General features: G+C 43.9%; 25 protein-coding genes and 1 tRNA gene. 2 read left to right on the top strand and 24 right to left on the bottom strand.

The window, feature by feature from the left end:
• Window positions 1-3: 3 nt before the first annotated feature.
• The 15 genes from MKY28_RS26295 to rpsF all read right to left on the bottom strand — a co-directional run bounded on the left by MKY28_RS26295 (window position 4) and on the right by rpsF (window position 14,955).
• Window positions 4-924 (bottom strand): DUF2232 domain-containing protein, encoded by a 921-nt coding sequence (locus MKY28_RS26295; RefSeq protein WP_243391271.1) that lies wholly within the window; start codon window positions 922-924, stop codon window positions 4-6.
• On the bottom strand, window positions 921-1,223 hold the full coding sequence (locus tag MKY28_RS26290; protein ID WP_036611930.1) for a MazG-like family protein: 303 nt from the start codon (window positions 1,221-1,223) through the stop codon (window positions 921-923). The genes MKY28_RS26295 and MKY28_RS26290 overlap by 4 nt, the downstream gene beginning before the upstream one ends.
• A 264-nt stretch (window positions 1,224-1,487) precedes the next feature.
• Window positions 1,488-1,913, bottom strand: a complete 426-nt coding sequence (locus MKY28_RS26285) for a CBS domain-containing protein (protein ID WP_017691444.1) — start codon at window positions 1,911-1,913, stop codon at window positions 1,488-1,490.
• 184 nt (window positions 1,914-2,097) lie between these two features.
• Complete coding sequence (locus tag MKY28_RS26280) at window positions 2,098-3,132, bottom strand: LCP family protein (protein WP_036671869.1); 1,035 nt, start codon at window positions 3,130-3,132, stop codon at window positions 2,098-2,100.
• A gap of 437 nt (window positions 3,133-3,569) precedes the next feature.
• The gene (locus MKY28_RS26275; protein WP_340937391.1) at window positions 3,570-5,156 is read right to left on the bottom strand and encodes an MFS transporter; all 1,587 of its coding nucleotides are present in this window, start codon (window positions 5,154-5,156) and stop codon (window positions 3,570-3,572) included.
• Window positions 5,157-5,407: 251 nt separating this feature from the next.
• Window positions 5,408-6,313: a D-alanyl-D-alanine carboxypeptidase family protein gene (locus MKY28_RS26270; RefSeq protein WP_076252182.1), complete on the bottom strand. Its 906-nt coding sequence runs from the start codon at window positions 6,311-6,313 to the stop codon at window positions 5,408-5,410.
• Between the two features lie 254 nt (window positions 6,314-6,567).
• Window positions 6,568-8,394 carry an oligopeptide ABC transporter substrate-binding protein gene (locus MKY28_RS26265; protein ID WP_076252184.1) on the bottom strand — a complete coding sequence of 609 codons (1,827 nt, stop codon included), beginning with the start codon at window positions 8,392-8,394 and terminating at the stop codon, window positions 6,568-6,570.
• Window positions 8,395-8,413: 19 nt separating this feature from the next.
• Window positions 8,414-9,319 carry an ABC transporter permease gene (locus MKY28_RS26260; protein ID WP_036611941.1) on the bottom strand — a complete coding sequence of 302 codons (906 nt, stop codon included), beginning with the start codon at window positions 9,317-9,319 and terminating at the stop codon, window positions 8,414-8,416.
• A gap of 29 nt (window positions 9,320-9,348) precedes the next feature.
• Window positions 9,349-10,311 (bottom strand): oligopeptide ABC transporter permease, encoded by a 963-nt coding sequence (opp4B, locus tag MKY28_RS26255; protein WP_036611942.1) that lies wholly within the window; start codon window positions 10,309-10,311, stop codon window positions 9,349-9,351.
• A gap of 7 nt (window positions 10,312-10,318) precedes the next feature.
• Window positions 10,319-11,251: an ABC transporter ATP-binding protein gene (locus MKY28_RS26250; protein WP_017691436.1), complete on the bottom strand. Its 933-nt coding sequence runs from the start codon at window positions 11,249-11,251 to the stop codon at window positions 10,319-10,321.
• Between the two features lie 14 nt (window positions 11,252-11,265).
• Entirely contained in the window at window positions 11,266-12,255 is a 990-nt protein-coding gene (locus MKY28_RS26245) for an ABC transporter ATP-binding protein (RefSeq protein WP_340937390.1), read from the bottom strand.
• A 727-nt stretch (window positions 12,256-12,982) separates the two neighbouring features.
• On the bottom strand, window positions 12,983-13,573 hold the full coding sequence (locus MKY28_RS26240; protein ID WP_340937388.1) for a M15 family metallopeptidase: 591 nt from the start codon (window positions 13,571-13,573) through the stop codon (window positions 12,983-12,985).
• Window positions 13,574-13,798: 225 nt separating this feature from the next.
• Window positions 13,799-14,071, bottom strand: a complete 273-nt coding sequence (rpsR, locus tag MKY28_RS26235; protein WP_017691433.1) for a 30S ribosomal protein S18 — start codon at window positions 14,069-14,071, stop codon at window positions 13,799-13,801.
• Window positions 14,072-14,127: 56 nt separating this feature from the next.
• A complete protein-coding gene (gene ssb / locus MKY28_RS26230; protein ID WP_017691432.1) occupies window positions 14,128-14,613 on the bottom strand; it encodes a single-stranded DNA-binding protein in 486 nt (161 codons plus the stop codon).
• 48 nt (window positions 14,614-14,661) lie between these two features.
• A complete protein-coding gene (rpsF, locus tag MKY28_RS26225; protein WP_036611944.1) occupies window positions 14,662-14,955 on the bottom strand; it encodes a 30S ribosomal protein S6 in 294 nt (97 codons plus the stop codon).
• Window positions 14,956-15,157: 202 nt separating this feature from the next.
• Here rpsF and MKY28_RS26220 point away from each other — a divergent pair, with 202 nt between their 5' ends.
• Window positions 15,158-15,352, top strand: a complete 195-nt coding sequence (locus MKY28_RS26220) for a YjzC family protein (RefSeq protein ID WP_036671877.1) — start codon at window positions 15,158-15,160, stop codon at window positions 15,350-15,352.
• A gap of 438 nt (window positions 15,353-15,790) precedes the next feature.
• On the opposite strand, the gene MKY28_RS26215 is transcribed toward MKY28_RS26220, so the two are convergent.
• From MKY28_RS26215 to MKY28_RS26200, 4 genes are all read right to left on the bottom strand, one after another.
• Window positions 15,791-15,881, bottom strand: a tRNA-Ser gene (locus MKY28_RS26215).
• A gap of 103 nt (window positions 15,882-15,984) precedes the next feature.
• Window positions 15,985-16,194, bottom strand: a complete 210-nt coding sequence (locus MKY28_RS26210; RefSeq protein ID WP_036611950.1) for a DUF951 domain-containing protein — start codon at window positions 16,192-16,194, stop codon at window positions 15,985-15,987.
• On the bottom strand, window positions 16,184-17,125 hold the full coding sequence (locus MKY28_RS26205) for a mechanosensitive ion channel family protein (protein WP_445670911.1): 942 nt from the start codon (window positions 17,123-17,125) through the stop codon (window positions 16,184-16,186). The genes MKY28_RS26210 and MKY28_RS26205 overlap by 11 nt, the downstream gene beginning before the upstream one ends.
• Window positions 17,126-17,139: 14 nt before the next feature.
• Complete coding sequence (locus tag MKY28_RS26200) at window positions 17,140-17,403, bottom strand: DUF3343 domain-containing protein (protein ID WP_017691427.1); 264 nt, start codon at window positions 17,401-17,403, stop codon at window positions 17,140-17,142.
• Between the two features lie 117 nt (window positions 17,404-17,520).
• Here MKY28_RS26200 and yyaC point away from each other — a divergent pair, with 117 nt between their 5' ends.
• Window positions 17,521-18,126 carry a spore protease YyaC gene (yyaC, locus tag MKY28_RS26195; RefSeq protein WP_036611957.1) on the top strand — a complete coding sequence of 202 codons (606 nt, stop codon included), beginning with the start codon at window positions 17,521-17,523 and terminating at the stop codon, window positions 18,124-18,126.
• On the opposite strand, the gene MKY28_RS26190 is transcribed toward yyaC, so the two are convergent.
• The 5 genes from MKY28_RS26190 to noc all read right to left on the bottom strand — a co-directional run bounded on the left by MKY28_RS26190 (window position 18,101) and on the right by noc (window position 22,661).
• Window positions 18,101-18,601 (bottom strand): DUF4446 family protein, encoded by a 501-nt coding sequence (locus MKY28_RS26190; protein WP_047841029.1) that lies wholly within the window; start codon window positions 18,599-18,601, stop codon window positions 18,101-18,103. The two genes, yyaC and MKY28_RS26190, sit on opposite strands and share 26 nt — an antisense overlap.
• A 140-nt stretch (window positions 18,602-18,741) precedes the next feature.
• Window positions 18,742-19,896, bottom strand: coding sequence for an aminotransferase class V-fold PLP-dependent enzyme (locus MKY28_RS26185; protein WP_340937387.1), 1,155 nt, complete (start codon window positions 19,894-19,896; stop codon window positions 18,742-18,744).
• Window positions 19,897-20,057: 161 nt separating this feature from the next.
• A complete protein-coding gene (locus MKY28_RS26180) occupies window positions 20,058-20,903 on the bottom strand; it encodes a ParB/RepB/Spo0J family partition protein (RefSeq protein WP_036611964.1) in 846 nt (281 codons plus the stop codon).
• Window positions 20,896-21,657 carry a ParA family protein gene (locus MKY28_RS26175; protein WP_036611966.1) on the bottom strand — a complete coding sequence of 254 codons (762 nt, stop codon included), beginning with the start codon at window positions 21,655-21,657 and terminating at the stop codon, window positions 20,896-20,898. Before MKY28_RS26175 ends, MKY28_RS26180 begins: the two co-directional genes overlap by 8 nt.
• 185 nt (window positions 21,658-21,842) lie before the next feature.
• Window positions 21,843-22,661, bottom strand: coding sequence for a nucleoid occlusion protein (gene noc / locus MKY28_RS26170; RefSeq protein ID WP_036611968.1), 819 nt, complete (start codon window positions 22,659-22,661; stop codon window positions 21,843-21,845).
• Window positions 22,662-22,808 lie beyond the last annotated feature (147 nt).

The raw sequence follows: 22,808 nt of genomic DNA, 5'->3' as shown, positions 1-22,808 counted from the left end.
ACCCTATCGTTTTGATTTCGATATTGCCTCACGAAGCGGGAACGCCAGATCGATAATTCCGATAATCCGAAGCGGACCAATGAAGAAGACCGCTGCCGCCAGGAAATATGGTATAACCGGATTCCATTTCTTTGTATGTGAGAGAAAGAAGAAGAAACCGATCGCTTGAATCATGAAGCCCAGATTAATTAACGGCGACAGATTCATGGCAATCATGGTCCAGTATGTTCCATCACTTTGTCTGGAGATCACTTCGATCAAGAGAGCAAGGAAATAATACCAGATCAATGCACGCGGCATACGCCATTCTCTCGCTGGTGGAAGCTTCGATACCACCACACCCATCACGTTCAGAATTGGACGAGCTATGGCGTGTGTAATAAAGGCCATTACCATCGATGTGACAACGAGAGCAAACGGAATCATAAGTTGTGTTTGTTTGGCAACATCCTCGGTCATCTCAGGTGTCCATGCAAAACCGTTAATCATCTGATTCGATGTATTGGTTAACGGTTCAATGGTCAATTTGACCACATCTTCAATATAACTGGACAGGTCGAATTGGAAAATGACGCTGCCGACCAAGAGCAACAACAAGTATTCTGCCAACATCATGCCACTTCCCGCCATCAGCGCGAACAGGGCTGATTTGCGTGTTTTATACGCGTGACCCATAACGATCGCAGGCAGGGTAAAGATGAGCAATAGTAACAGATAGATGGGGTGGAATACGACCAAAATAACGGCTACGGGCACGAGATGCCATATAAATGATTTTAAAGATAATGAAGCATACAAAATAACTCCCGGAATCATCATAAAAAATATGGCAAGTACCGATAAAGGAGTTAACAGCGAAAGTAGCAAGAGCAGATAAACTGCGCTCCAAACAGCTGATTTAAAGCTAAATTTCAACAAATTCACCTCTTACGCATATGATCTTCTAGCGAGGAAATATCCTGGTACCAGTCTTCAAGCTGGTGACCTTCCTGTTTATGCTTTTTCAACTTCTCAACTAGCAGTGCATCCAGATCCTTGAAAGGAATACCGAGCCTGCGGCCCAATATGTAACTACTCATAATCAAACTGGCAAGACTGTCCCCGATTCGAGTTGTACTGCCTTCCCATAACGCCTTGAATAATCGGGATACCTGATCAAGCACTTCGGTTTTCAGCCATTCAATCACTTTAGCGCGTTTGGCTACATCCAGTTCTTTAGGCATTTGGCGAAAGTCACTCTCCCCCGAAAAAGCTTTATTCTCGATTATAGCATAAAAAGAGGGCCCGCAAAATTACCCCAAAAAGCGGAGAAGTTCTCCGAAACTGATGTCAGGTACTTATGCGGAGTCCTCCGTACATCCTATCGACCTATATATTTGTAAAAAACTTCGAATGCGGCCCTTGTTCAGGACTTCTTAAGTTTAACATGATACCGGACGGCTGTGATTATCCATCATGACACAATAATGTTTAAATTCGTAACAGCCTTACTTAGCCTTGATCGATTCTTTGGCTACAATGCCCTCGCAGTACTCAATAATCTGACTCCGTCTGACAATACCGATGAACCGATCCATATCATCGACCACAGGAACAAAGTTCTGAACTTTAGCGAGATTAATCAGGTCCTCCATGTTGGCGTTAATGGATACAGGTTTAATATCCAAGCGAAGGGGAACATCCTTGAGCAAGAACTTTGAAGCGTTTTCAAATGAAATCTTTCCCTCGGCATTCTTCATATACCACAGTAAGTCGCCTTCGGTAACCGTACCAATATATTTGCCCTCTTTATTCAAAATGGGTACCGCCGTAAAACGATGATATTCCATCCGTTCCAACGTTTGCCGCAGCGTAGAATCCGACGTCACGCACGTAACCTCTTGTTTGGGTAGCAAAAAAAATGCGATGTTCATACCCTTGTGTATCCTCCTTGTGAATTTCTTCGTTCAACTTATCTCGCTCAACTTATATTATACGGATCAGAACGCAGGATGTTCCAAAAGGATAATAGTTCTCAATACAAAGAAAAAAAACAGCAGCCCGCGAATAAACGTACTGCTGATTGTGGTCTACAACACATCATTGGTATGGAATTGGTTATTCAATCTTTTGCCGGTCAGGGATCATGACTTCACCGGCTGGGGTCGATTGATCCATCCAGTTGTTAATCAGCTCTTTGGCATATTGGACATCTTTCTCGTCAGCCTGACCATAATAGATACCGTCTTTTTTCATCCCCTCACCCAGAATGGTGAAGCTTGAAATCTGCGGTTTCTCCTGAGTAAGCACTTGTTTAGCCAGATCAATAATGAAAGATGCTCGCATATCCGTCTGGAAGCTGTCTCCCATGATCTGAATCAATTCCGGAATTTTGGCGATTTGATTCAAATTCAGCATCTCATTCGCCATCGCGTTCAAGAAAATCTGCTGCCGCTTGGTACGATTAAAATCGCTATCCTCACGGTATCTTACATAATACAGTGCTTCCTGCCCGTCATAGATCGGCTTACCACCTTCAATCGTGAATTGCACGTGATCCGGATTCTTGTTCACAATGTCCTCATCGATTGGCAGTTTTACACCACCAAGCGCATCAACCACTTTTTTGATTCCGTCGAAGTTGATCGTTGCATAATAACCCACATCAGCATCAAGAAATTTCTCCACGGTATTGATGGACATATTCTCCCCACCAAAAGCATAGGCATGCGCCAGCTTATCATAATCATCTTCGCCGTCCTTGTTGGCATCCCGTCCTACAATCTGCACATACGTATCACGTGGAATGGATACCAACAACACACGGGATTCCTTCGGACGTACTACAGCATAGATGACGGTATCGGAACGTCCACGCGTTTTCTCATAGGCGCGTTTGTCCGAACCTAACAGTAATACGGAGAAAGGTTCCTTACGGTATACCGTTGGATCAGGCGTGTTGTTGCCTTCTTGCGGTACATAAGAGCGGGATAACTGATCTTCTACCGAACCGGCGAGAAACAGATCAAATGCCGCTACAGCCAGCTGCTGACGGAACAAATACCCTCCGATTAACAAAACAACAAGCGAAACGAGCGTTATATATAGGCCTTTTCTTCTTTTCTTCTTCTTATCTTTAGTTCTGCTTTTCATCCATCGATTCCTTCTTCACTATCGAAATGATACTGCCTACTATATAAGTTTCATCTAATATTTACACTAATAACGGAGAGGTCAGAAAAAACCTGAAGAAGCGTAGCGCTCGCCTTTATCAACGGATTTTTACCTTTTGAATAAGGTAATTTAAAAAAATCTGGGGATAACAGCGATCGGAAGGTTATTCTGAACTCGCAGTGATGAAGTGTAACGATTCGTTCAACTTATATAATACCAATTAAACGTCTGGGATGCCTTGTGACTCGGTGTTCACTGAAGTTTTCTCTCTCTTGAATCAAGACACCGCTTACGCTCGTTCTATTGTAATCATTGCGAGAGCAAGAAAAGTTACAATCCGGTTAAATTGAAAAGAACAGCGACTCCTTTTTAGCTACAAAAGGTACACTGTTCTCTTCATTTCTAACGTTATCGAATCAGTTTGTGGATATACTTTCCACATGTTGGCTCTTCTCTTTTTGACGCAGACGTCCCGTTATAAGCGCAGCTACCAGCGTAAGCACACTGAATACCACCGCAGACCAGAAAAGGCCATTATAACCCTGCCCTGTCGTTTGATGCACTGCCTGGAGCAACACATCACGGATGCCTTCATCAGGAATCTGGGACAGGCCCTCTGTCAGACTGGAGACATCACTCCCTGCTGCTCCACCCGATGCATATTGCTCCAGCATCTCCGGAGGCACCTGAATTCCTTTGTCAGCAAATCCTGCCTGAATGTTGGACCCCAGATTAATGAACGACCGTGCCAGGAATCCAGCGAAAATCGTAGGTGCAATAGCCATCGCCATCTGGCGGAATAACGAACTGGTCGCTACCGCGATGCCCTTGTTGTTCTCCCCCGCCTGTTCCGTGACAAGTACGTTAACTGGCGCACCAAGCATCATACCGAAACCGATACCTACGAGTGTACTCGCGATGACAAATTGCCAGATATGCTCCACCCATAGCGGGAACAGCAGGAATCCAATGGCAGATAGCAGCCCCGCAACCGATAACGTCCAGATTGGCCCTTTGCGGTCAACGAGGTATCCACCTCCACCTGCCCCGATGCCAGATGCCAGCGCAAGCGGAGTAAACCAGTACCCGGAGGCCGTATTGGATACGCCGAGATATTGCTCAACAAATCCGGGAATAAAGATCACCGAGGCCAGAATGGCTCCGGAGAAAAAGGCAATCAACAGCGTCCAGCGAAAGGACGCAATGCCCAGAAGCTGTGTCGATACAACAGGTTCACGTTCAGATCCTTCCAGCCTTTTTTCCATGAAGTAAAAGAGCACCAGAATGATTACACCTGCCAAGAAGAAACCGTAGAACATCGGTGATCCCAGGCTTTGAAGCATGTTCACACCGTCCAGATTGCTGAAGCTATACATTAAACTGAGTACACCCAACGTTAGGACAGCAATACCGCTCCAGTCCACTGCTGCACGATTCAGTTCCTGCTCTTCCTGAATAAATCGAATACCTGCTATGAATAGCAGAATGGCGATAGGCACGTTAATCAGGAATAACCAATGCCAGTTGCCAGTCAGATCCAGTATAAAAGCACCGACATTGGGTCCCAAGATAGCGGCAACACCATTCATCCCTCCCAGTAGACCCAAGGCTGTACCTTGTCGCTCTGCCGGGAACTTGCTTAATACATATGAGCTGGCAATGATAAAAATCCCACCACCGCCCAAAGCTTGAATGACACGAGCAATCAGGAAAAAGGTAAACGATGTGCTCAGCGCGACAAGCAGGGACCCGATCCCAAACAACGCCACTTCAATCAAAAATAGCTTCTTGCGACCATAACGGTCCGACAGTTTGCCTGCAATAGGTACACTCACCGCAAGCCCAAGCGTGTAAAGCGTAATCGTCCATGCTCCCCATGTTGGCGACACACCAAATGATGCATTTAAGGTGGTCAGTGAAGAGGTGATGATCCCGTTATCCAGCGCAGCCATAAATACCCCTATGGCGAACAGGATTAGCGGCCATTTCATTTGTTTTTGCATCACAAGTTACCTCCCGATCAGATCGTAAATTCAGTATCGTACAGTTGGTTTGGTACATATATATTAAACCGAGTTGAATAATAATGACTCACTGGTCATTTTAAAACAAAAGAAAACCATATGTCAATTTAATAATATGGTTATATGGATCAATTTACCCCCGATTCGATAAAATAGAGCTACCACATGTTCAGTCGAACCTGCGGACAGCCCTCATATCTTATCTAACGTACTAACGCTTGCGTAATGCTTCAATAATCTGGTCTGACTCGGTTTCCCGAAAACCCATAGTTGAATAACTTCCGAGTCTCCACAAAACGCCCTTCACGAGTATCTGTTCCAAATACAACTGATATCAGTCTTTTGCCATCACGTTCAGCTGTCCCCACAAAATGATATCCGGAATCTTCATCATACCCGGTCTTTAATCCGTCATTCCCATCGTAAGCATACGGCCCACCAATGGAGGACAACATCCAGTTCGTGTTACTCATGTACATCCCTTTTTGGTGCATTGATACTTGCATTTGACTGGAGATTCTTAAAATCTCGGGATGGTTATTCAGCAGATATCGCGCAAGCTTGCATGCATCTATAGCCGTCATTAAGGTCTGCCCTTGTATATCCATTGGACGGTTAGGACCAAGCAGCTTTTCACTGAGGCCCGTTGAATTCGTGAATTGTGTATCCTCAGACAGCCCAATCTGAGTTGCTTTCTGATTCATCTGTTGCACAAACTTCTGCTCTGTACCACTGATATGTTCAGCCAGAGCAACCGCTGCATCATTGGCTGAATAGACAGCTACGATCTCGAACAACTCCTGAACGGTGAACTGCTCTCCCTGTTTCAGGGTCAGTTGACTACCCCCCACGGAGCTGGCATACAGACTCACATTAACAAGATCATTCCAGCCTATATCACCATTGATCACGGCCTCCATTACTAACAGTTCTGTCATCAACTTACTGACGCCTGCCGGAGCAATCTCTTCGGAGCCGTTAAAATCCATTAAGATCTGTTCAGAGTTCATATCCATTAGTACCGCAGATTCAGCTTTAATTCCCGGTTTGCCTACCAGCATGTCCGGTTTCACACCCAAATATATAATAAGCAAGAGAGCTAGCAGCATACCTGCCCGTTTCCACCATTTTTTCATAAGATGATCACCTCTTACCTATATAGACGAAGTAAAGAGGCATTTTGTCTGCACTTTTTTGAAAAAAAGTTAAATTTTTTTTATTTTTTGGTTACAAAAAAAACATGAACCCCATACACCCATGCCAGAGTGTACAGAATCCATGTTTTTAAAGACACTTTTTATTCATTTTCCCAGGAGAATTCTTCATTAATAATCTAGCAACCGGCTTCTTAAAGGACCCCAATCCTTACAGCTGCTAATTTAAGAATGTGTTACTGAGCTACAACTGCTTTGTCTGCATTAACTTGCAGGTCGCTCAGGTAAACGCCTGTTCCATCACCAATCGCATAGTTCATTACACGTTTGTTAACGGGTGCTACAACTGCACGATACAGTGTAGGGAATACAGGAACTTCATCTACCATGTATTGTTGCCATTGATTGTAGATCTCTTTACGCTTGTCTACATCAAATGCTTCAGCTGAGATACCTTGTGCCAGCAATTTGTCATTCTCTTCGCTGGAGAATCTGGAGAAGTTGTAGAGTGCATCGCGGCCATACAGACCAGATGGATCTACGTCAATACCAACGCCCCATGCTGCTTGATACACATCAATGTTTGGATCATCTTTACCTGTGTTACCTACACGGTCATAGAAGCTGTTGAACTCAACCATTTCCAGATTTACTTTCAAACCAATAGCTGCCCATGATTGAACATAATAACGAGCCAATGGTTCAGCTGTGTCTCCACCAGTCATGGATACAAAGTTGATTTCGAGTGGTGTTCCATCCGGATTCGTACGGAATTCACCATCCAGTTTGTAACCAGCTTCGTCGAGCAATGCTTTCGCTGCTTCTGGATCATATGCTACACCCGGATTGTTGGAATCATGGAATTCTGGGTGAGACGGTGGAATCAGGGTTGTTGCATTCCAACGCAGACCATTATAGAAACGTTTACCTACTTGATCGTTATCTACAGCCATCCACATGGCTTTACGCAACTTTTTGTCGCCCATTTTTGCTTCGGCATTGCTTACAACTTTTCCGTTCTCTTCATCCCACGTACCCAGTTTGAAACCGATGTACGTATAAGCACGATCGATTGCGCCCAGGAATTCTACGTTGGACAGGTTAGCATTATCTTTGTATTGATCTGTCGGGAATGCATCCACGAGGTCTACCCCGCCAGATTTCAGTTCTTGAACAACCGTTGTCGGGTTGATAACTTTCAGAGTCACTTTGTCCAGTTTCGGAGCCCCACGCCAGTAGTCTTCGTTCTTAACATAAGTTACAGACTCACCCGGAGTGATTACATCCACTTTAAATGGACCAAAACCAATTGGTTTTTCACGTACTTCTTTGGAAGAAGACATTTTTGCTACATCCATATCGCCGAAGATATGTTTAGCCAGTGGATACGTCCATACGCCACCTGTCAGCAGGGACGGAGTGGATTCTTTATACGTAATGCTGATTTGTTTGTCGCTCAGCACTTTAATACCAGAGATTGTTTTTGCTTTTCCAGCATGGAATTCTTCCATACCTACTATGCTAGTAAAGTTGGAGTCATAACGTGGACCATCATACGCTTTGTTACCAATAACTTCATAAGCAAATTGCAGATCTTCAGCCGTTACCGGCTTGCCATCATGCCAGTTTACGTTGTCACGAATGGTCAGTGTGAACGTTTTGCCATCTTCAGATGTCTCATATGTTGCTGCACCATCATTGGTGTACACATAGTCTTTGTCCCATGTAAGTAATGGCTCATCGAACCATTGCAGTACCTGAACATCCGGGTTACCGGAATAGAAGTTATAGTTCAGTGTACCTTCAAAAGCAGTATCCGATACAAGTCCGAATGTAATCGATCCACCCTCGATCGCAGTACCCTCATTCGTTTTGACATTGTTGAAGTCATCAATGGAGTAAACGCCCTCTTCATTAGCAGGTTTTTCCTCCGTTTTTCCCTCTTCTGTGTTGGAAGCTGGAGCTGGAGTAGCTGCCTCTTTCTCAGAGCACGCTGCGAGCACCAATACAAAGACCAACATCATCGTGAAAAATAGTCCCCGTGAAAATAATCCCTTTTTCATGAACCTTTCCTCCCTTTTTTTAACCTCTTCTTTGTCTTGCATCAGTCGCACGCTTTAGGGCTTGACCGACATTATTTATACTCAACATCAATACCAGAATCAGTACCGATGCGGGTAGCCATATCCACCATCTGGATTCCAGGGTTTGCGGATTACGTGCATAACTTACGAGTGTTCCAAGACTAGGCGTACTTTCGGGAAAACCAAACCCGAGGAAAGACAGCCCGGATTCGAGGCCAATATTGGCAGCGAGATTCAATGTCATCGTTACAATAATAATGGAGCTCAGATTCGGAAGAACCTGTGAGAGCATAATCTTCAGATGAGAAGAGCCCAATGTTTTTGAAGCTTTTACATAATCCAGTTCCCGTTCCTGTAATGCTTTGGAGCGAATCAATCTGGCGATACCCATCCAGAGAAATGCCGTCATGATTAGAGAGAACGAGATGATATTGTATTTCGGTACTGCCGTAACAAACGCGATAACAATCATCAACATCGGAAGGATCATGAAGAAATCAACAACACGCATAAACAGGTTGTCTATCATTCCACCGAAATAACCGGATAAAAGGCCAATTAAGATACCTATGAAGCCAGTCATTAACGTTACGATAATTCCAATGGTCAGGGAGTTACGTGTACCGATGACCAGCTGGCCAAATACATCACGACCTCCATAATCCGTTCCTAACCAATATTTCGCGGATGGTGGTTCATATAAGGCAAACAGATCCACGCGTACGATATCATCCTGATTCAGAATGAGAGACGTGCCATATACCAGCAACATGACCAAGCCCAAGAAAATGAGCGAGATTAGTGCCACCTTATCTCTGACAAGCTCCCTCCATAAAATACTCAAGCTGGAGGGGCTTTTATCAACCTTTTGTGAAGTTACAACTACCTCGTTGGCCTTGCTCATCTTGTTTTCACCCCGAAATCTTCAAGTTCTTACTTGATCCGTATACGTGGATCTACAATTCCTAGAATTATGTCAGACAGCAATGCCCCGAGAATGGAAGCTACGCCATACAACAATACGAGTGCAGTCACAACGCTGAAGTCACGCAATGAGATGGAACTCAGGAACAACTGCCCCATACCTGGATAACTAAATATACTTTCAATAAATACCGTACCTCCGATAAGCCCTGTAATCTCATATCCGAAGAACGCGGCGATAGGTAATAGTGAGTTCCTCAAGATATGCCTGTTGTAGATCCGGGATTCCGAGGCGCCTTTGGCTCTGGCAGTAATAACGAATTCCTTATGCTTGATATCAATGATTTCACTACGTAAATATTGAACCGTAGATACCGTTGTAATTAGTGCCATCGATAATGCCGGCAATAATAGATGATAGAACTTACTCATTACGTAGCTGAATGTGCCTGGTGTAAGACCCGGCGCAACGCTACCTCCTGTCGGGAACCAGCCGAAGTGGAATCCGAAGATCCATACCATCACCAGTGCGAAGATGAACAATGGTGCGGCAAACCCCAGGTAAGTGTATCCCGTGATCAACCGATCAGACCAGGTATCGTTGTAACGACCACTGATGATACCCAGTGGAATAGCGATCAGGTAAGTCAGTACAAGTGTCGCCAGTGCGAGCCAGAATGTATTTGCTACACGCTGACCGATCAAGTCGGTAACCGGCATTTTGAAACGGAAGGATTGCCCAAAATCACCTTGGATGGCGTTTTTGATCCAGTCCCAATATTGCACATACCAAGGATTATTCAATCCCAATCTCTCTCGCTGGGCTTCCAATGCTTTGGGATCAACGCTTGGATCAAGCAATCCGGTTAGTGCATCGCCCGGCATGGCCTTGGCCATCAGAAAGACCAAAAGACTAAGTAAAAAGATCTGAGGGATCATTATGATAATTCTGCGTACTATCGTTTTCCACATATGGCCTTCAACCTTTCTGAGGTAGAGCTACTCGGTGAGTATCGGAAATGGATTTGAGCGAGTATGCAAGTCCTTCCTCATCAAAGAAATTTCGGTATGAATGTTCATACTCGGATTTGACCTGTTGACGGAAGGCTACCATTTCCTCTCGTTTGGTTGGGTCCATATCCGGAATGGCTGCAATGAGACGTTTGGTATAGATGTGTTGCGGATTCTCAAAAATATCATTTGTTGTGCCCTGTTCCACATATCGACCTTTATACATAATTCCAATCTCATCACACATATGACGGATGATACCCAGATCGTGACTGATGAACAGATAGGTCAGATTTAATTCTTTTTGAATTTCCTGCATGAAGTTGAGTACCTGAGCCTGTACCGATACATCGAGTGCAGATACAGGTTCATCAGCGATAATTAACTTCGGCTTCAGGGCAATAGCCCGTGCGATGCCTATCCGTTGACGCTGTCCGCCGGAGAATTCATGAGGATATTTGTAGATTGATTCCGGACTCAGGCCAACCTTTTCAAGTAATTCTCTTACTTGTCTTTTCTCCTCGGTAGCTGTCAGACGCTCATAGTTACGAAACGGCTCAGCGATAATATCGATAACCCGCTTCTTTGGATTCAGTGATGAATATGGGTCTTGAAAAATCATTTGTACATCCCGCTGGAGCTGCCTGTTCTTACGTCGCTCCGTAGCCAGATTTTTGCCGTTAAACAGGATCTTTCCGTCAGTGACATGGTTTAGCCCAATAATGGCTCTGCCTGTTGTTGTTTTTCCTGAACCTGATTCGCCAACCAGACCATAAGTCTGTCCTTCTTCAATGGAGAAGCTAACATCATCAACAGCCTTTACACTGCCAATTTCCCGTTTAAGCAATCCACCGCGAATCGGAAAGTGTATCTTAAGCCCTTCTACTTCGAGTAATGCCATTATGTTATTCCTCCTCAGCTTTGGTCAGGGAAATGAAAGTGCTGGTAACAGGTACACCGTACAAAGTGACCTGGTGCAATTTCATGCATCTGTGGGTTCTCTTCATGAGCCGATTCACTAATCCATGGAATTCGGGCTTTGAATCTGCACCCTTTGCGAGGAAGATTTTTGAGTGATGGTACGATGCCTTGGATGACATGTAATTTGGATCTTTCTTCAGACAGGGTGGGAATAGAGTTCAACAATGAGCGGGTATATGGATGCTTCGCATCGTTCATCAATGTGAAGATATCTGCGATTTCAACAATTTCGCCTGCATACATAACTGCAACGCGATCAGCCATCTCAGTTACGACACCCAGATCATGTGTAATCAGAATAATGCCTGCGTTAATTTCATTCTTCAGATCACGGATCAGCTCCAGAATCTGTAGTTGAATCGTAACGTCAAGCGCCGTCGTTGGTTCATCGGCTATGAGTAGTTCCGGTTTGTTGGCAATCGCAATGGCAATAACAATTCTCTGTCTCATACCACCAGATAGTTCGTGGGGATATTGCTTGTATATTTGTTCGGGACGTGGAATTCCTACCTGATTCAATAAGTGAATGACCTTTTCTCTCTTCTCTCTAGAAGACAGCTTGGACTGATGAAGTGTGAGAATCTCTTCAATCTGTTCACCAATAATCATTAGAGGATTTAGTGCGGACAATGGGTCCTGAAAAATCATGCCCATTTCTTTGCCGCGTAGCTTGTTTAACTTGCTTGGGGAGATGTTGGCAATATCTTGTCCTTTATAGAGGATCTGGCCTTCGATCTTTGCTTTGTTATGCAAACCCATAAGAGAGAATGCAAAAGCACTTTTACCTGACCCGGATTCACCTACAATTGCCAACACTTCATTTTTCTTCACCGTAAGGTTAACGTGATCCACTGCTGCATAATAGTCATCTTCAATTCTGAATGATGTTGTTAGATTTCTGACTTCCAATAGCTCTGTATTCAAATCAATCACCCTAACCCCATAATTTCCGTAGATTGTATTCGTGTGTAGAGAAATGCATCCACTGTATATTTCCAAGTTCTTGAAGATAACGAACAATAGCTTATACAAAATACCAAATTGTTAGGAGAAACAAGTTTAAGAGACTTATATTTAGACCATTGGTCAATTAATGTTGATAATTCCTAGCGGAATTATATATCAAAATAATTAATGTAATCATACGTGTAATTTTAGCTAACGTCAATGCTTATTTTGAGATTTTTGGTATAAATGTTTTTTATACTACAGATTTGGATATTAGTAATACTATAAAGGCATATAGCAGGAATTTTGAGAGGTGTTATCTTGTTTTTGGCTATGAGGTGAACATAGGCATTTAGCCGATATAACATATACATAACATAATAGTTACATTTAGTGTATGTGTATGCTTTGATTTAAGTAGACATTCTTAATTTTGCGTGAGGTAAATGTTACATATATGAGTGATGATTATATCTCGATCTATAGCTGAATTTTATTGAACCGGAGCCGTTATGCTTACAATTGAAATAATATGTGCGATCAGAGTAAAAAATCTAGTTAATCTAGTATAGTTTTATTTATTTGCTAATGTAAAGACCAAATTGTCATCTTTTATCATTTATTTTACAAAAGAAAGAAAAAAGCCCTGCAAAATGCAGAGCTTATCTAATAATTATTCATTTAAGTGTATATATAACACCTTTTACTGAGAGTCAGGGGGTCTTTTACCACGTTTTAACTCATTAATACTCAGTCCAAAATCCATCTGCAAGTGAGGATAGTCCGGAAAGTTTGCCCAGTCTCCACCCCAAGTGAAACCTAACTCTTTGGCAAGATCCACAATTTCCATCCAGTCTGCCTCGCCATTGCCGTTATCATCACGTTCCATATCCCACACCACATCACCCTCAGGCGTCCTCAGTGCAAAATCAATTGCCAATCCGTAGTTATGATATGACTCACCACCACGTGCATTAGTAACGATATTGCCTGCGCTTGAGCGTCCTTGGTTGAATAGTGCATCTTGCTCCTCGGAACTTCGGTAACCGTGGGTGATAACAATCTCTATTCCACGTCTCGCTGCCTTACGTACCAATAATTTCTCATTCTCTGCTACCACAGGATGTAGGCCGGTGATTGGCAGAGCTTCTTGGATTGTTGTCCCAGGCCACATATTATTTATATCATCTTTTTGCTGTAACCATACATATATAATGGAAAGTAAAAGAGTAGCTATAATCCAGTTTTTCAGACTCTTTTTTCTCTGTTTGCCTTTACGTTTTGATGTATTCATATCCACTCCTGGTGTTTATTCTGAAATAAACAGCTATTCCTGCTGCCTGTACCTTTTCAGTAGATTAGACTCTATTATAATTCATTTGAGCCTTGAATGCTTCTATCACCACAGTATTGAATTCTTCCATTTGTTAGAGTGGATCTGTTATTAATAATTCTATTGATATATACAAAAAAGCAGCCGGCTATAAGCCGACTGCTTCGTATGCAAGCTGAGTAAAAACTACTCAGTTGTGTATGGCAATAATGCGATTTGACGGGAGCGTTTGATTGCAATCGTCAGCATGCGTTGATATTTAGCGCTAGTACCTGTTACACGGCGTGGCAAAATTTTTCCACGTTCGCTGATAAATTTACGAAGCAAGTCCGTATCTTTATAATCGATGTGAGTAATTTTGTTAGCTGTGAAGAAGCACACTTTACGACGTTTATTACGGCCGCCACGACGTGCCGGTCTTTTATCGTTGTCTCCGCCTTCTCTTTGCTTGAAGCCCATGCTTTTCAGTCCTTTCCTATCATGTAACCCATATCTCCTAAGAGTATCAGCTCATGTTAAAATGGCAAATCATCATCCGATATATCAATCGGTTTTCCGTCATCGGAAAAAGGATCCTGATTGTTGCTACGCGAATTATTGTTATTGTTCGCGCGTCCGCCGCCTCCATAAGAAGGCTCTTCACGCATTGGTTGCCCACCGCCGCCACCGCTATTATCACGGTTAGCTGACTCCAAGAAACGGACATTATCGGCAATGACTTCGGTCACGTATACACGTTTTCCTTCGTTATTCTCGTAGTTCCGTACTTGAATGCGTCCTTCGACTGCAGCCAGGCGTCCTTTGCGCAAGTAGTTCGCACAGGTCTCGGCAAGCTGTCTCCAGGTTACGACCGGAATGAAATCGGCTTCCTTTTCTCCCCCTTGGCTTGTAAACGGTCTGTCCACTGCCAAAGTAAATTGCGTAACTGCCACTCCTGCTGGAGTGTAACGCAACTCAGGATCCCGGGTTAACCGTCCGATCAGAATGACACGGTTCAACAATGTAATCCCCTCCTTCAGAGCGTATTGGTGCGTTAATCACGAGTAGTCTTAAGCAGACTTAACGTCGTTGGTAATGAGATAACGAATTACTTCGTCAGAAATCTTCATGAGACGCTCAAGTTCAGTTACAACTGCTGGTTCAGCAGTGAAATGTACCAGAACATAAAAACCATCACGGAATTTCTTGATCTCATACGCAAGACGGCGTTTACCCATAACGTCGTGAGCTGTAACTTCACCACCGCCGTTGGAGATGATGCCTTGGAATTTATCGACTGTAGCTTGAACAACTTCTTGCTCAATGTCAGGACGAATAATGTACATCACTTCATATTTGCGCATAATTTTCACCTCCTTATGGACTCTGGCCCTCAATCTAGGTTGAGAGCAAGGAACGAGCACAAACTCGAACTATATTAATATAACAAATACCGAGTCAAAGTGCAAGCAAACGTTCCCTGTACATATTGGCACATGATCAGCCCGGCTATGGAGCACACTACAGAAGCAACAAAGTAACATAATCTGCAGAGGAGGTTTTATCATGGGTGAAAAAACCGAGTTTGAACCAGGAGACAAAGCCCCAAACGATGGAGAGTACACGGAAGTTGGGGAAAAAAGCTTTGTCACGGAAATTCAGAACCCAAAGCGGGTAACGTTGCAAAAAGGTGAAGCTTTTCCCGAAACAAGCAATCATAATCGCAAGTGGAAGAAGCTGACCAAAGCCCGCGTCCATTAATCGCAATACTTTTTTACGATCCATGTATATAAAACAGAATAAAGCACATAATACAATCAGGCGGTGCACGAGAGAGGTGTGGTTCCGTTGGACAACGAAGCCGATCATTCGCTGTTGGAGATTCATCACGTAATTTAAGAAGCAAGTGGTTATGTGTAGTAAGGCCCTTCGTCTGAAGCACGCGTATTGCTACGTGCAGTACACCAAGTGTCTGATTGTTACGACCGATTGTTTCCTAACAAACAAATGCACCGCCGGATAAAGAGCCCTTCGGGGCTCTTTGTTTTTCGTTCGAGTCATTAATGATGCATCTGATGTGGATACATGTTCAATACATATTCAATAAACCGTTATACCAAAAAAGACTTTCCTAATGGAAAGTCTTCTTATCGATCTTTTTATTAAACTCAATGTGTATTGAGTAAGTTACAATTGAAGTGGCGGAAAGGGTGGGATTCGAACCCACGCACGCTGTGACACGCCTAACTGATTTCGAGTCAGCCCCCTTGGGCCTCTTGGGTACCTTTCCGCAGCAATATTGATTATAGCATGATCATTTACAGAACGCAACACTCCTACGGAGCCTGCATGTAAACGTTATTACGCATACTGCATACCGAATTATTGCAAGATCAGGATTCAGTGGAATCTTCGGCTGAACGCAGTACCTTCTTCATGTTTTTCTCGAATTTCGCTCTTGGAATCAACACGCTGTGTTTACATCCGACACACTTAATCCGAATATCCATACCCATACGAATGATCTCCATCTCATTGCTGCCACAGGGATGCTGCTTCTTCATCTGCACGATATCCCCAAGCTGGAAACTTTTACGCTCCACCTGTGCCATCCCCCTCATCTTTCTCCAAAGCTACTGCCTGTTCCAATACAGCTTGATTGCTCATCTCATGATACTCCAGCGTTTTTTTCACATCGCCCTGAATCTGACGTTCCACCGAAGCACGAGAGTTAGGCATACATTCAGCCACAATTCGCACCACATACTCAGATGTAGACATCGACTGTATACCGAGCACATCCGGCACCTTCACAATATTTAGGTCACGCTCTTCAATCCCAACCAAAGACTTTTTCACCAGATGTACTGACTCATCGAGACTTAAGTCCGCCTTCATCGGAATATCCACTACAGCCAGCGAATTCGACATGGAGTAGTTCGTTACACTTGCAATCGCCCCGTTTGGGATAATGTGCACTTCGCCTTGCCAGCTGACTAGTTTCGTTGTTCTAAGTCCGATCACTTCAACCGTTCCCTTGTAGGTTCCCGTCTGAATAACATCCCCCACAGCGAACTGGTCCTCCAATATAATGAAGAAACCGGTAATAACATCCTTGACCAGACCCTGTGCACCAAAACCAATGGCAAGCCCGAGCACACCGGCACTCGCGAGTAGAGGTCCAACTTGGATATTGATCTCAGATAACAGTAGCAGAATCATAATAAAATTACATGTTATGGAGGTCGCATTTTTCAACAGTTCCCCTACGGTTACGAACCTCCGCGGATTCACGCGAATCTTGCCTTCCTGCTTACGTTCCATAGAACGATCTATAATTCGATAGACTACCTTAATGACAATACGGGTGATGATAAAAATAATGATGATCCGGATTGAGCTGAACATAATGTTAAGCCACATTTCTGGATCTGCAATTTTGTTCCATACTTTATCCGTCCATCGAAGGGCTTCACCGACGGCCGCTACCGCACCGCCGCCATCATTCCCTTGAGCAAACTGAAATGACAACATTCATCATCCCTCCTCTACATCGGTATGTTATCATAGCTGTCTTCTGTTTTGAAATAGAGGCCTCGGATCTCTACGAACTCGTTACGAATGATCTTCTGCACTCGCTCCAGATCCTCTTTTGGAAACTGAATACATAGCGCACACCCTGCTGTAATTTCTTTTGGTGTAGGGAACAAATCAATCTCTATCTCAGCAAACTCCAGCAGCATTTCAGCACGCAGTGCCTGCTGGGTTGAATCAAACGCAATCAGCATCCAATCGTTAATCCATTCGTCCATGTTCGGCTCCTTTCGCCATACGTCCAACCCTAGAGAAAAAGCTTGTCCTCGTGAAGTATAAAACGCTCTACCTTTCCATATACTGTTACTACTATTCCAAGGGAAAGGATAGATCCTATGAATCCTACTTCGCGTTCCTTTTCATCACAAGACATGACCAGTTTGAAAATCCCCCATACCGATCCAGGTATTCACTCAGCCATTACCCATCGCTTAATGTTCCATCTCTATAAAGCCCATTCTCTGCAAAATGTAGTGATTGTCTGCATCGGAACAGATCGCTCAACAGGCGACTGCCTTGGTCCTCTGGTCGGATCAGCCCTTTCCAAGTGGGACAGCCCTTTATTCCATTTATATGGTACCTTGGATGAACCAGTCCATGCGATGAACCTGCAAGATACACTCCACAACATACAGAAAACACACCATAACCCTTATGTGATTGGCATTGACGCCTGTCTCGGACAATCATCCAGTGTGGGATGCATTCAAGTTGTGAATGGTCCACTCAAGCCGGGTGCGGGGGTAAATAAAGAATTACCGCCGGTCGGCGATATCCATCTGACAGGTATCGTTAACGTCGGCGGCTTTATGGAATACTTTGTTCTACAGAACACACGGCTCAGTCTTGTTATGCGCATGTCCGAGATTATATCCAGCAGTCTGTACTCGGCCATTCGGGAATGGCATACACGTTCTACTCTGCTTGCTGTGCCAGAGTAATAGCTTCCTTTTCCTCTGGGGACAGAGTATACGTGGACTCTCCCCCTTTAAGAGGTTTGGCATATACATAAGAACCGTCGCGGTTATATATCCCCGTAAGAATCATGCCATCCTGGCTATCGTTAATCATGGCCATTGAGAAGCTCAGATCACTGCCACGCTCTCCATATGCATTGTACCTTTTCACGCCAACTTTACCTTGAATGCGGGTCAGCTTTTGCATGACAACTTGCAGCTGATTCGTTTGCAGTTTGTGTTCATCCTCAATGCTGTCCATCTGAAGTTTCAGATTAATCAGCAATGATTCCAGGTCCTCTACTCCACTGCCAGCCATCATGGCTTCATATTTACGTTTAAACTTTCGTAACTTTGCCCCTTGAACAATACTCACAATCAGCAAGATCACCGTAAGTAATGCCATTCCGCCAATAATCCATAACAGCTGTTCCAGAATCAGCTCGTTTAATTCAGCCATGTAATTGCAACTACCCCTCTATATTTTTGATCAGATTAACGTCTGTCCTGTAATATTATCATTCATTATAAATCAACCCGATATCCATAAGCTTAATCAAGCAACCCTGTATCAAATGAGTTCATCATTTCAACTCTAATCTAGTCTGCTCCAGTCAATTCCAACACTGCCTTAACGAGTGCTTCCACATGTTCTCTAGTTGAATTGTATCCCACACTGGCCCTTACTGCTCCGGTAGCGGTTGTACCAGCAGATTCGTGTGCAAGGGGTGTGCAATGAAAACCGGAGCGAACCGCAATCCCATAATTCCGATCTAAACGGAAGGCGAGTTGTGCTGAATCATACCCATCTACAGTAAAAGATACTAATCCAGTGCGTGGCTGTCCAATCTCTGGACCAAGCATTCGTATACCCTTAACGGATGACAACCCATCCATCATAAGTTGGGTCAGTTCCCACTCATGTTGGTAGATGACCGCTGGTGTCATCTCAAGTACATGTTTCACACCCGCATTCAGCCCTGCGATCCCGACTGTATTCGGCGTCCCCGCCTCATACCGATCAGGACGCACCTTTGGCTGCTCTAGAGCTTCTGACTGACTTCCTGTTCCTCCATGAAGTAAAGGCTCTATATCGAGCTCTGGAGCAATGTACAAGCCCCCTGTACCCTGAGGACCGAGCAGTCCCTTATGCCCTGGAAAAGCCAACATATCAATGCCCAATTGTTGTACATTCACAGGTATAACCCCAGCACTCTGAGCTGCATCTACCAATAAGATCGCCTGATGTTTACGACATAGGAGCGAAATCTCTCCAATAGGAAGAATACTGCCAAGCAGATTCGAACTATGTGTACATACCACCAATCTGGTATTGGAACGAAACATACGTTCCATTTGCATCAGATCAATGGCTCCCGAAGCATCAACAGGTACATAATCAATCTCTACATTTCGGAGTCTTCGCATGTACTCCAGTGGTCGTCTGACTGAGTTATGTTCCGCCATGGTGGCAATCACATGGTCGCCCTCTCTGAGCGAGCCTTGAATCGCCAGATTCAGTGCTTCTGTCGTATTTGATCCGAATGCAATATCATTCGCATTTTTGATTCCAAAGATATTGGATATGGATTTTCTCGCCTCGAACAATACACGACTTGCCTGAACAGCCATACGGTGACTTCCTCTGCCAGGATTAGCTCCGGCAATCTCCAATGCACTCAACATCGCATCACCGACAGCAGGTGGTTTGGGCCAAGATGTTGCTGCATGATCTAGATAGATAACTCCCTCCACCTCACAACCACCTCTGTCCTATAAATTAATAATTCGCCTGCACATACTGCACATATAACCCTATAAACAAAGAATGACATATCGTTTCTCCATGGTACAGAGGCGATATGTCATGACATGAGTAAGCCCCGCATGTTGTTAATGAATCATAGACCCGACTGTTATTGTAACAATTCCAATAGCCGTTCCAGATCCTGTTGACTGTAGTAGTTGAGCTCAATTTTACCTTTATCTTTATTATGCTTGATTTTCACTGTGGTTTTGAAACGTTCACGAAGAGATTCTTCCAATGTATCAATGAATGGATCTTTCTTTTTTAACTTCGATTTGGCTTTAGCCTCACCTGTTTTGGAGCGATCCAGTTGTTGAACAGCTTCCTCCAACTCACGTACACTCCATTGCTGATCAATGGTCTGTTTGGCAAGTTGCTTCACTATAACCTCGTCTTTAACACCCACGATCGCACGTGCATGTCCCATAGATAATGTTCCACGTGAAACATGGTCTTTTACTTCTTCGGGCAATGATAACAGACGCAAGAAGTTAGCAATGTGAGAACGTGATTTACCTACTTTTACAGACAACTCTTCCTGAGTCAACGCGAATTGATCCATTAACCCCTGATAAGCAACTGCAACTTCCATGGCGTTCAGATTCTCCCGTTGCAGATTCTCAATCAACGCAATCTCCATTACCTGCTGATCACTGAAGTTGCGGACTACAGCCGGTACCGTGGCATTACCACAATATTGCGAAGCTCTGAACCGTCGTTCTCCGGCGATAATCTCATAACCTCGTAATACCGGACGAACAATAATGGGTTGTATGACACCATGCTGACGAATGGACTCAGCCAGTTCATGTATTGCGCCCTCATCAAATACTTTACGTGGTTGATAGGGGTTAGCCCGCAGTTGACTAATCGGGATTTCTACGACTTTATCATCGTCATTAATTGAAAGCGAAGGAATGAGGGCATCAAGACCTTTTCCAAGCCGCTTACTCATAAGAAATCACTTCCTTTGCGAGCTCTAAATACACTTCCGCCCCTCTTGAACGAGGGTCATACGTAATAATGGATTGACCATGAGATGGTGCTTCACTAAGCCGTACGTTACGCGGAATAATCGTTTGATATACTTTTTGTTGAAAATACTTTTTCACTTCTTCAATAACCTGAATCCCCAGATTGGTCCGCGCATCAAACATCGTTAGCAATACCCCTTCAATCTGCAGGGATGTATTCAGATGTTTCTGTACCAGACGAACCGTATTGAGCAACTGACTTAATCCTTCAAGTGCATAATATTCACACTGAATCGGAATGATCACCGAATCGGAAGCAGTTAACGAATTGATCGTTAACATACCAAGAGATGGTGGACAATCGATCAGTATGTAATCATAGTTTTTTTTCACCATGGCGAGTGATTTTTTCAGGCGAACTTCCCGTGATATCGTGGACACCAATTCGATCTCGGCTCCGGCAAGCTGAATCGTTGCAGGTATGATATGAAGGCCTTCAATCTGAGTCTCCAAAATCGCTTCTTGAGGAGGAACCTCATTAATAATGACATCATATATACAATTAGCCACATCTGCTTTATTGATTCCGACTCCGCTGGTTGTATTCCCCTGAGGGTCAATATCGACAAGCAATACTCTTTTCCCGAGTGAAGCCAGTCCTGCACCCAAGTTAACAGATGTCGTCGTTTTCCCCACACCGCCCTTTTGATTTGCTACGGCCATAATCTTAGACAATTACTTCACCTCAAATAAAATAGGAGTCTTTTCTGTAGGTTGTGAGATATTGTTAACAAAAAGCAGGCGGCTATCGTCCACACAAACAACAACTACCGTTCCATCAATATACCGTTCTTTAAAAATGTCTGACCTAACTTGCTTTATAGACATAAAAAGCGGCCCATTGCCGCCATAAGCTTCAATTATTTGCGTTTTGGAATATGGATAACGATCTCATAATGATCCTCATGGTCTGCTTCTTTTGTTTTGATGTCCAGACCAGAGCCAGTTACCATATCAATGGATTGGCGAATTGTATTAAGTGCAAGCCTTACATCCTTGGTAAAGGAAACACGTCTAGATTTTTTAATCTTGGAAGATTCCTTGTAGAAGGCAACACGTGCCTCTGTCTGTTTCACATTCAATTCTTTTTCGATAATCTCACCGAGCAACTTCATCTGCAGTTCTTCCGTATCCAGAGAAAGTAATGCTCTTGCATGCCGTTCAGAAATTTTGCGTTCCATCAATGCGGCCTTAATGCCGTCCGGGAGCTGTAACAACCGAATTTTGTTCGCGATGGTTGACTGGCTTTTGCCGAGTCGTTGTGCCAGACTTTCTTGTGTCAATTGATGCAAGTCGATCAGCTTCTGATAAGCGACAGCTTCCTCAATGGAAGTCAATCCTTCACGCTGCAAGTTCTCAATCAGTGCAATGGATGCGGCCTGAGAGTCGTTGAATTCACGCACAATAGCCGGAATCGTATCCAAACCCAATTTTCGAACTGCACGCCAGCGACGTTCCCCGGCAATAATCTCATATGATCCATTTCGCACGCGAACGACAATAGGCTGAATTACACCATGTGTTTTGATCGTCTGCAACAACTCATCAATTTTATCATCATCAAAAATAGTACGGGGTTGATATGGGCTGCTCACAATTTCATTAACCGGAATCTGTTTGATCTCATCTCCGTTATTGCGCTCCGCCAAACCAAACAACTTCGAAAATTGTTCTTTCATTCCGCAGATTACCACCTAGTTTCGTAATAGCTCCCACAGTCTTTGCAGGTGCTTCTTATTCAATAAGCGACCTTTCACATGCATCGTTCTTGGAATAAGTTTTGCCTTTCATAACGCTTTCTGTCATGCAACATCGAACGCATATCC

The organism is Paenibacillus sp. FSL R5-0473 (assembly GCF_038004565.1).
Classification (GTDB): domain Bacteria; phylum Bacillota; class Bacilli; order Paenibacillales; family Paenibacillaceae; genus Paenibacillus; species Paenibacillus amylolyticus.
The sequence above is the reverse complement of the archived record's forward strand: the minus strand, read 5'-3'. Positions and strand labels throughout refer to the sequence as shown.

Coding starts and splice junctions, on each gene's coding strand:
- MKY28_RS26290 (WP_036611930.1), bottom strand. CDS start 1,223: ATGCCTAAAGAACTGGATGTAGCCAAACGCGCTAAAGTGATTGAATGG.
- MKY28_RS26285 (WP_017691444.1), bottom strand. CDS start 1,913: ATGAACATCGCATTTTTTTTGCTACCCAAACAAGAGGTTACGTGCGTG.
- MKY28_RS26280 (WP_036671869.1), bottom strand. CDS start 3,132: ATGAAAAGCAGAACTAAAGATAAGAAGAAGAAAAGAAGAAAAGGCCTA.
- MKY28_RS26275 (WP_340937391.1), bottom strand. CDS start 5,156: ATGCAAAAACAAATGAAATGGCCGCTAATCCTGTTCGCCATAGGGGTA.
- MKY28_RS26270 (WP_076252182.1), bottom strand. CDS start 6,313: ATGAAAAAATGGTGGAAACGGGCAGGTATGCTGCTAGCTCTCTTGCTT.
- MKY28_RS26265 (WP_076252184.1), bottom strand. CDS start 8,394: ATGAAAAAGGGATTATTTTCACGGGGACTATTTTTCACGATGATGTTG.
- MKY28_RS26260 (WP_036611941.1), bottom strand. CDS start 9,319: ATGAGCAAGGCCAACGAGGTAGTTGTAACTTCACAAAAGGTTGATAAA.
- opp4B (WP_036611942.1), bottom strand. CDS start 10,311: ATGTGGAAAACGATAGTACGCAGAATTATCATAATGATCCCTCAGATC.
- MKY28_RS26250 (WP_017691436.1), bottom strand. CDS start 11,251: ATGGCATTACTCGAAGTAGAAGGGCTTAAGATACACTTTCCGATTCGC.
- MKY28_RS26240 (WP_340937388.1), bottom strand. CDS start 13,573: ATGAATACATCAAAACGTAAAGGCAAACAGAGAAAAAAGAGTCTGAAA.
- rpsR (WP_017691433.1), bottom strand. CDS start 14,071: ATGGGCTTCAAGCAAAGAGAAGGCGGAGACAACGATAAAAGACCGGCA.
- rpsF (WP_036611944.1), bottom strand. CDS start 14,955: ATGCGCAAATATGAAGTGATGTACATTATTCGTCCTGACATTGAGCAA.
- MKY28_RS26220 (WP_036671877.1), top strand. CDS start 15,158: ATGGGTGAAAAAACCGAGTTTGAACCAGGAGACAAAGCCCCAAACGAT.
- MKY28_RS26205 (WP_445670911.1), bottom strand. CDS start 17,125: ATGTTGTCATTTCAGTTTGCTCAAGGGAATGATGGCGGCGGTGCGGTA.
- MKY28_RS26200 (WP_017691427.1), bottom strand. CDS start 17,403: ATGGACGAATGGATTAACGATTGGATGCTGATTGCGTTTGATTCAACC.
- yyaC (WP_036611957.1), top strand. CDS start 17,521: ATGAATCCTACTTCGCGTTCCTTTTCATCACAAGACATGACCAGTTTG.
- MKY28_RS26190 (WP_047841029.1), bottom strand. CDS start 18,601: ATGGCTGAATTAAACGAGCTGATTCTGGAACAGCTGTTATGGATTATT.
- MKY28_RS26180 (WP_036611964.1), bottom strand. CDS start 20,903: ATGAGTAAGCGGCTTGGAAAAGGTCTTGATGCCCTCATTCCTTCGCTT.
- noc (WP_036611968.1), bottom strand. CDS start 22,661: ATGAAAGAACAATTTTCGAAGTTGTTTGGTTTGGCGGAGCGCAATAAC.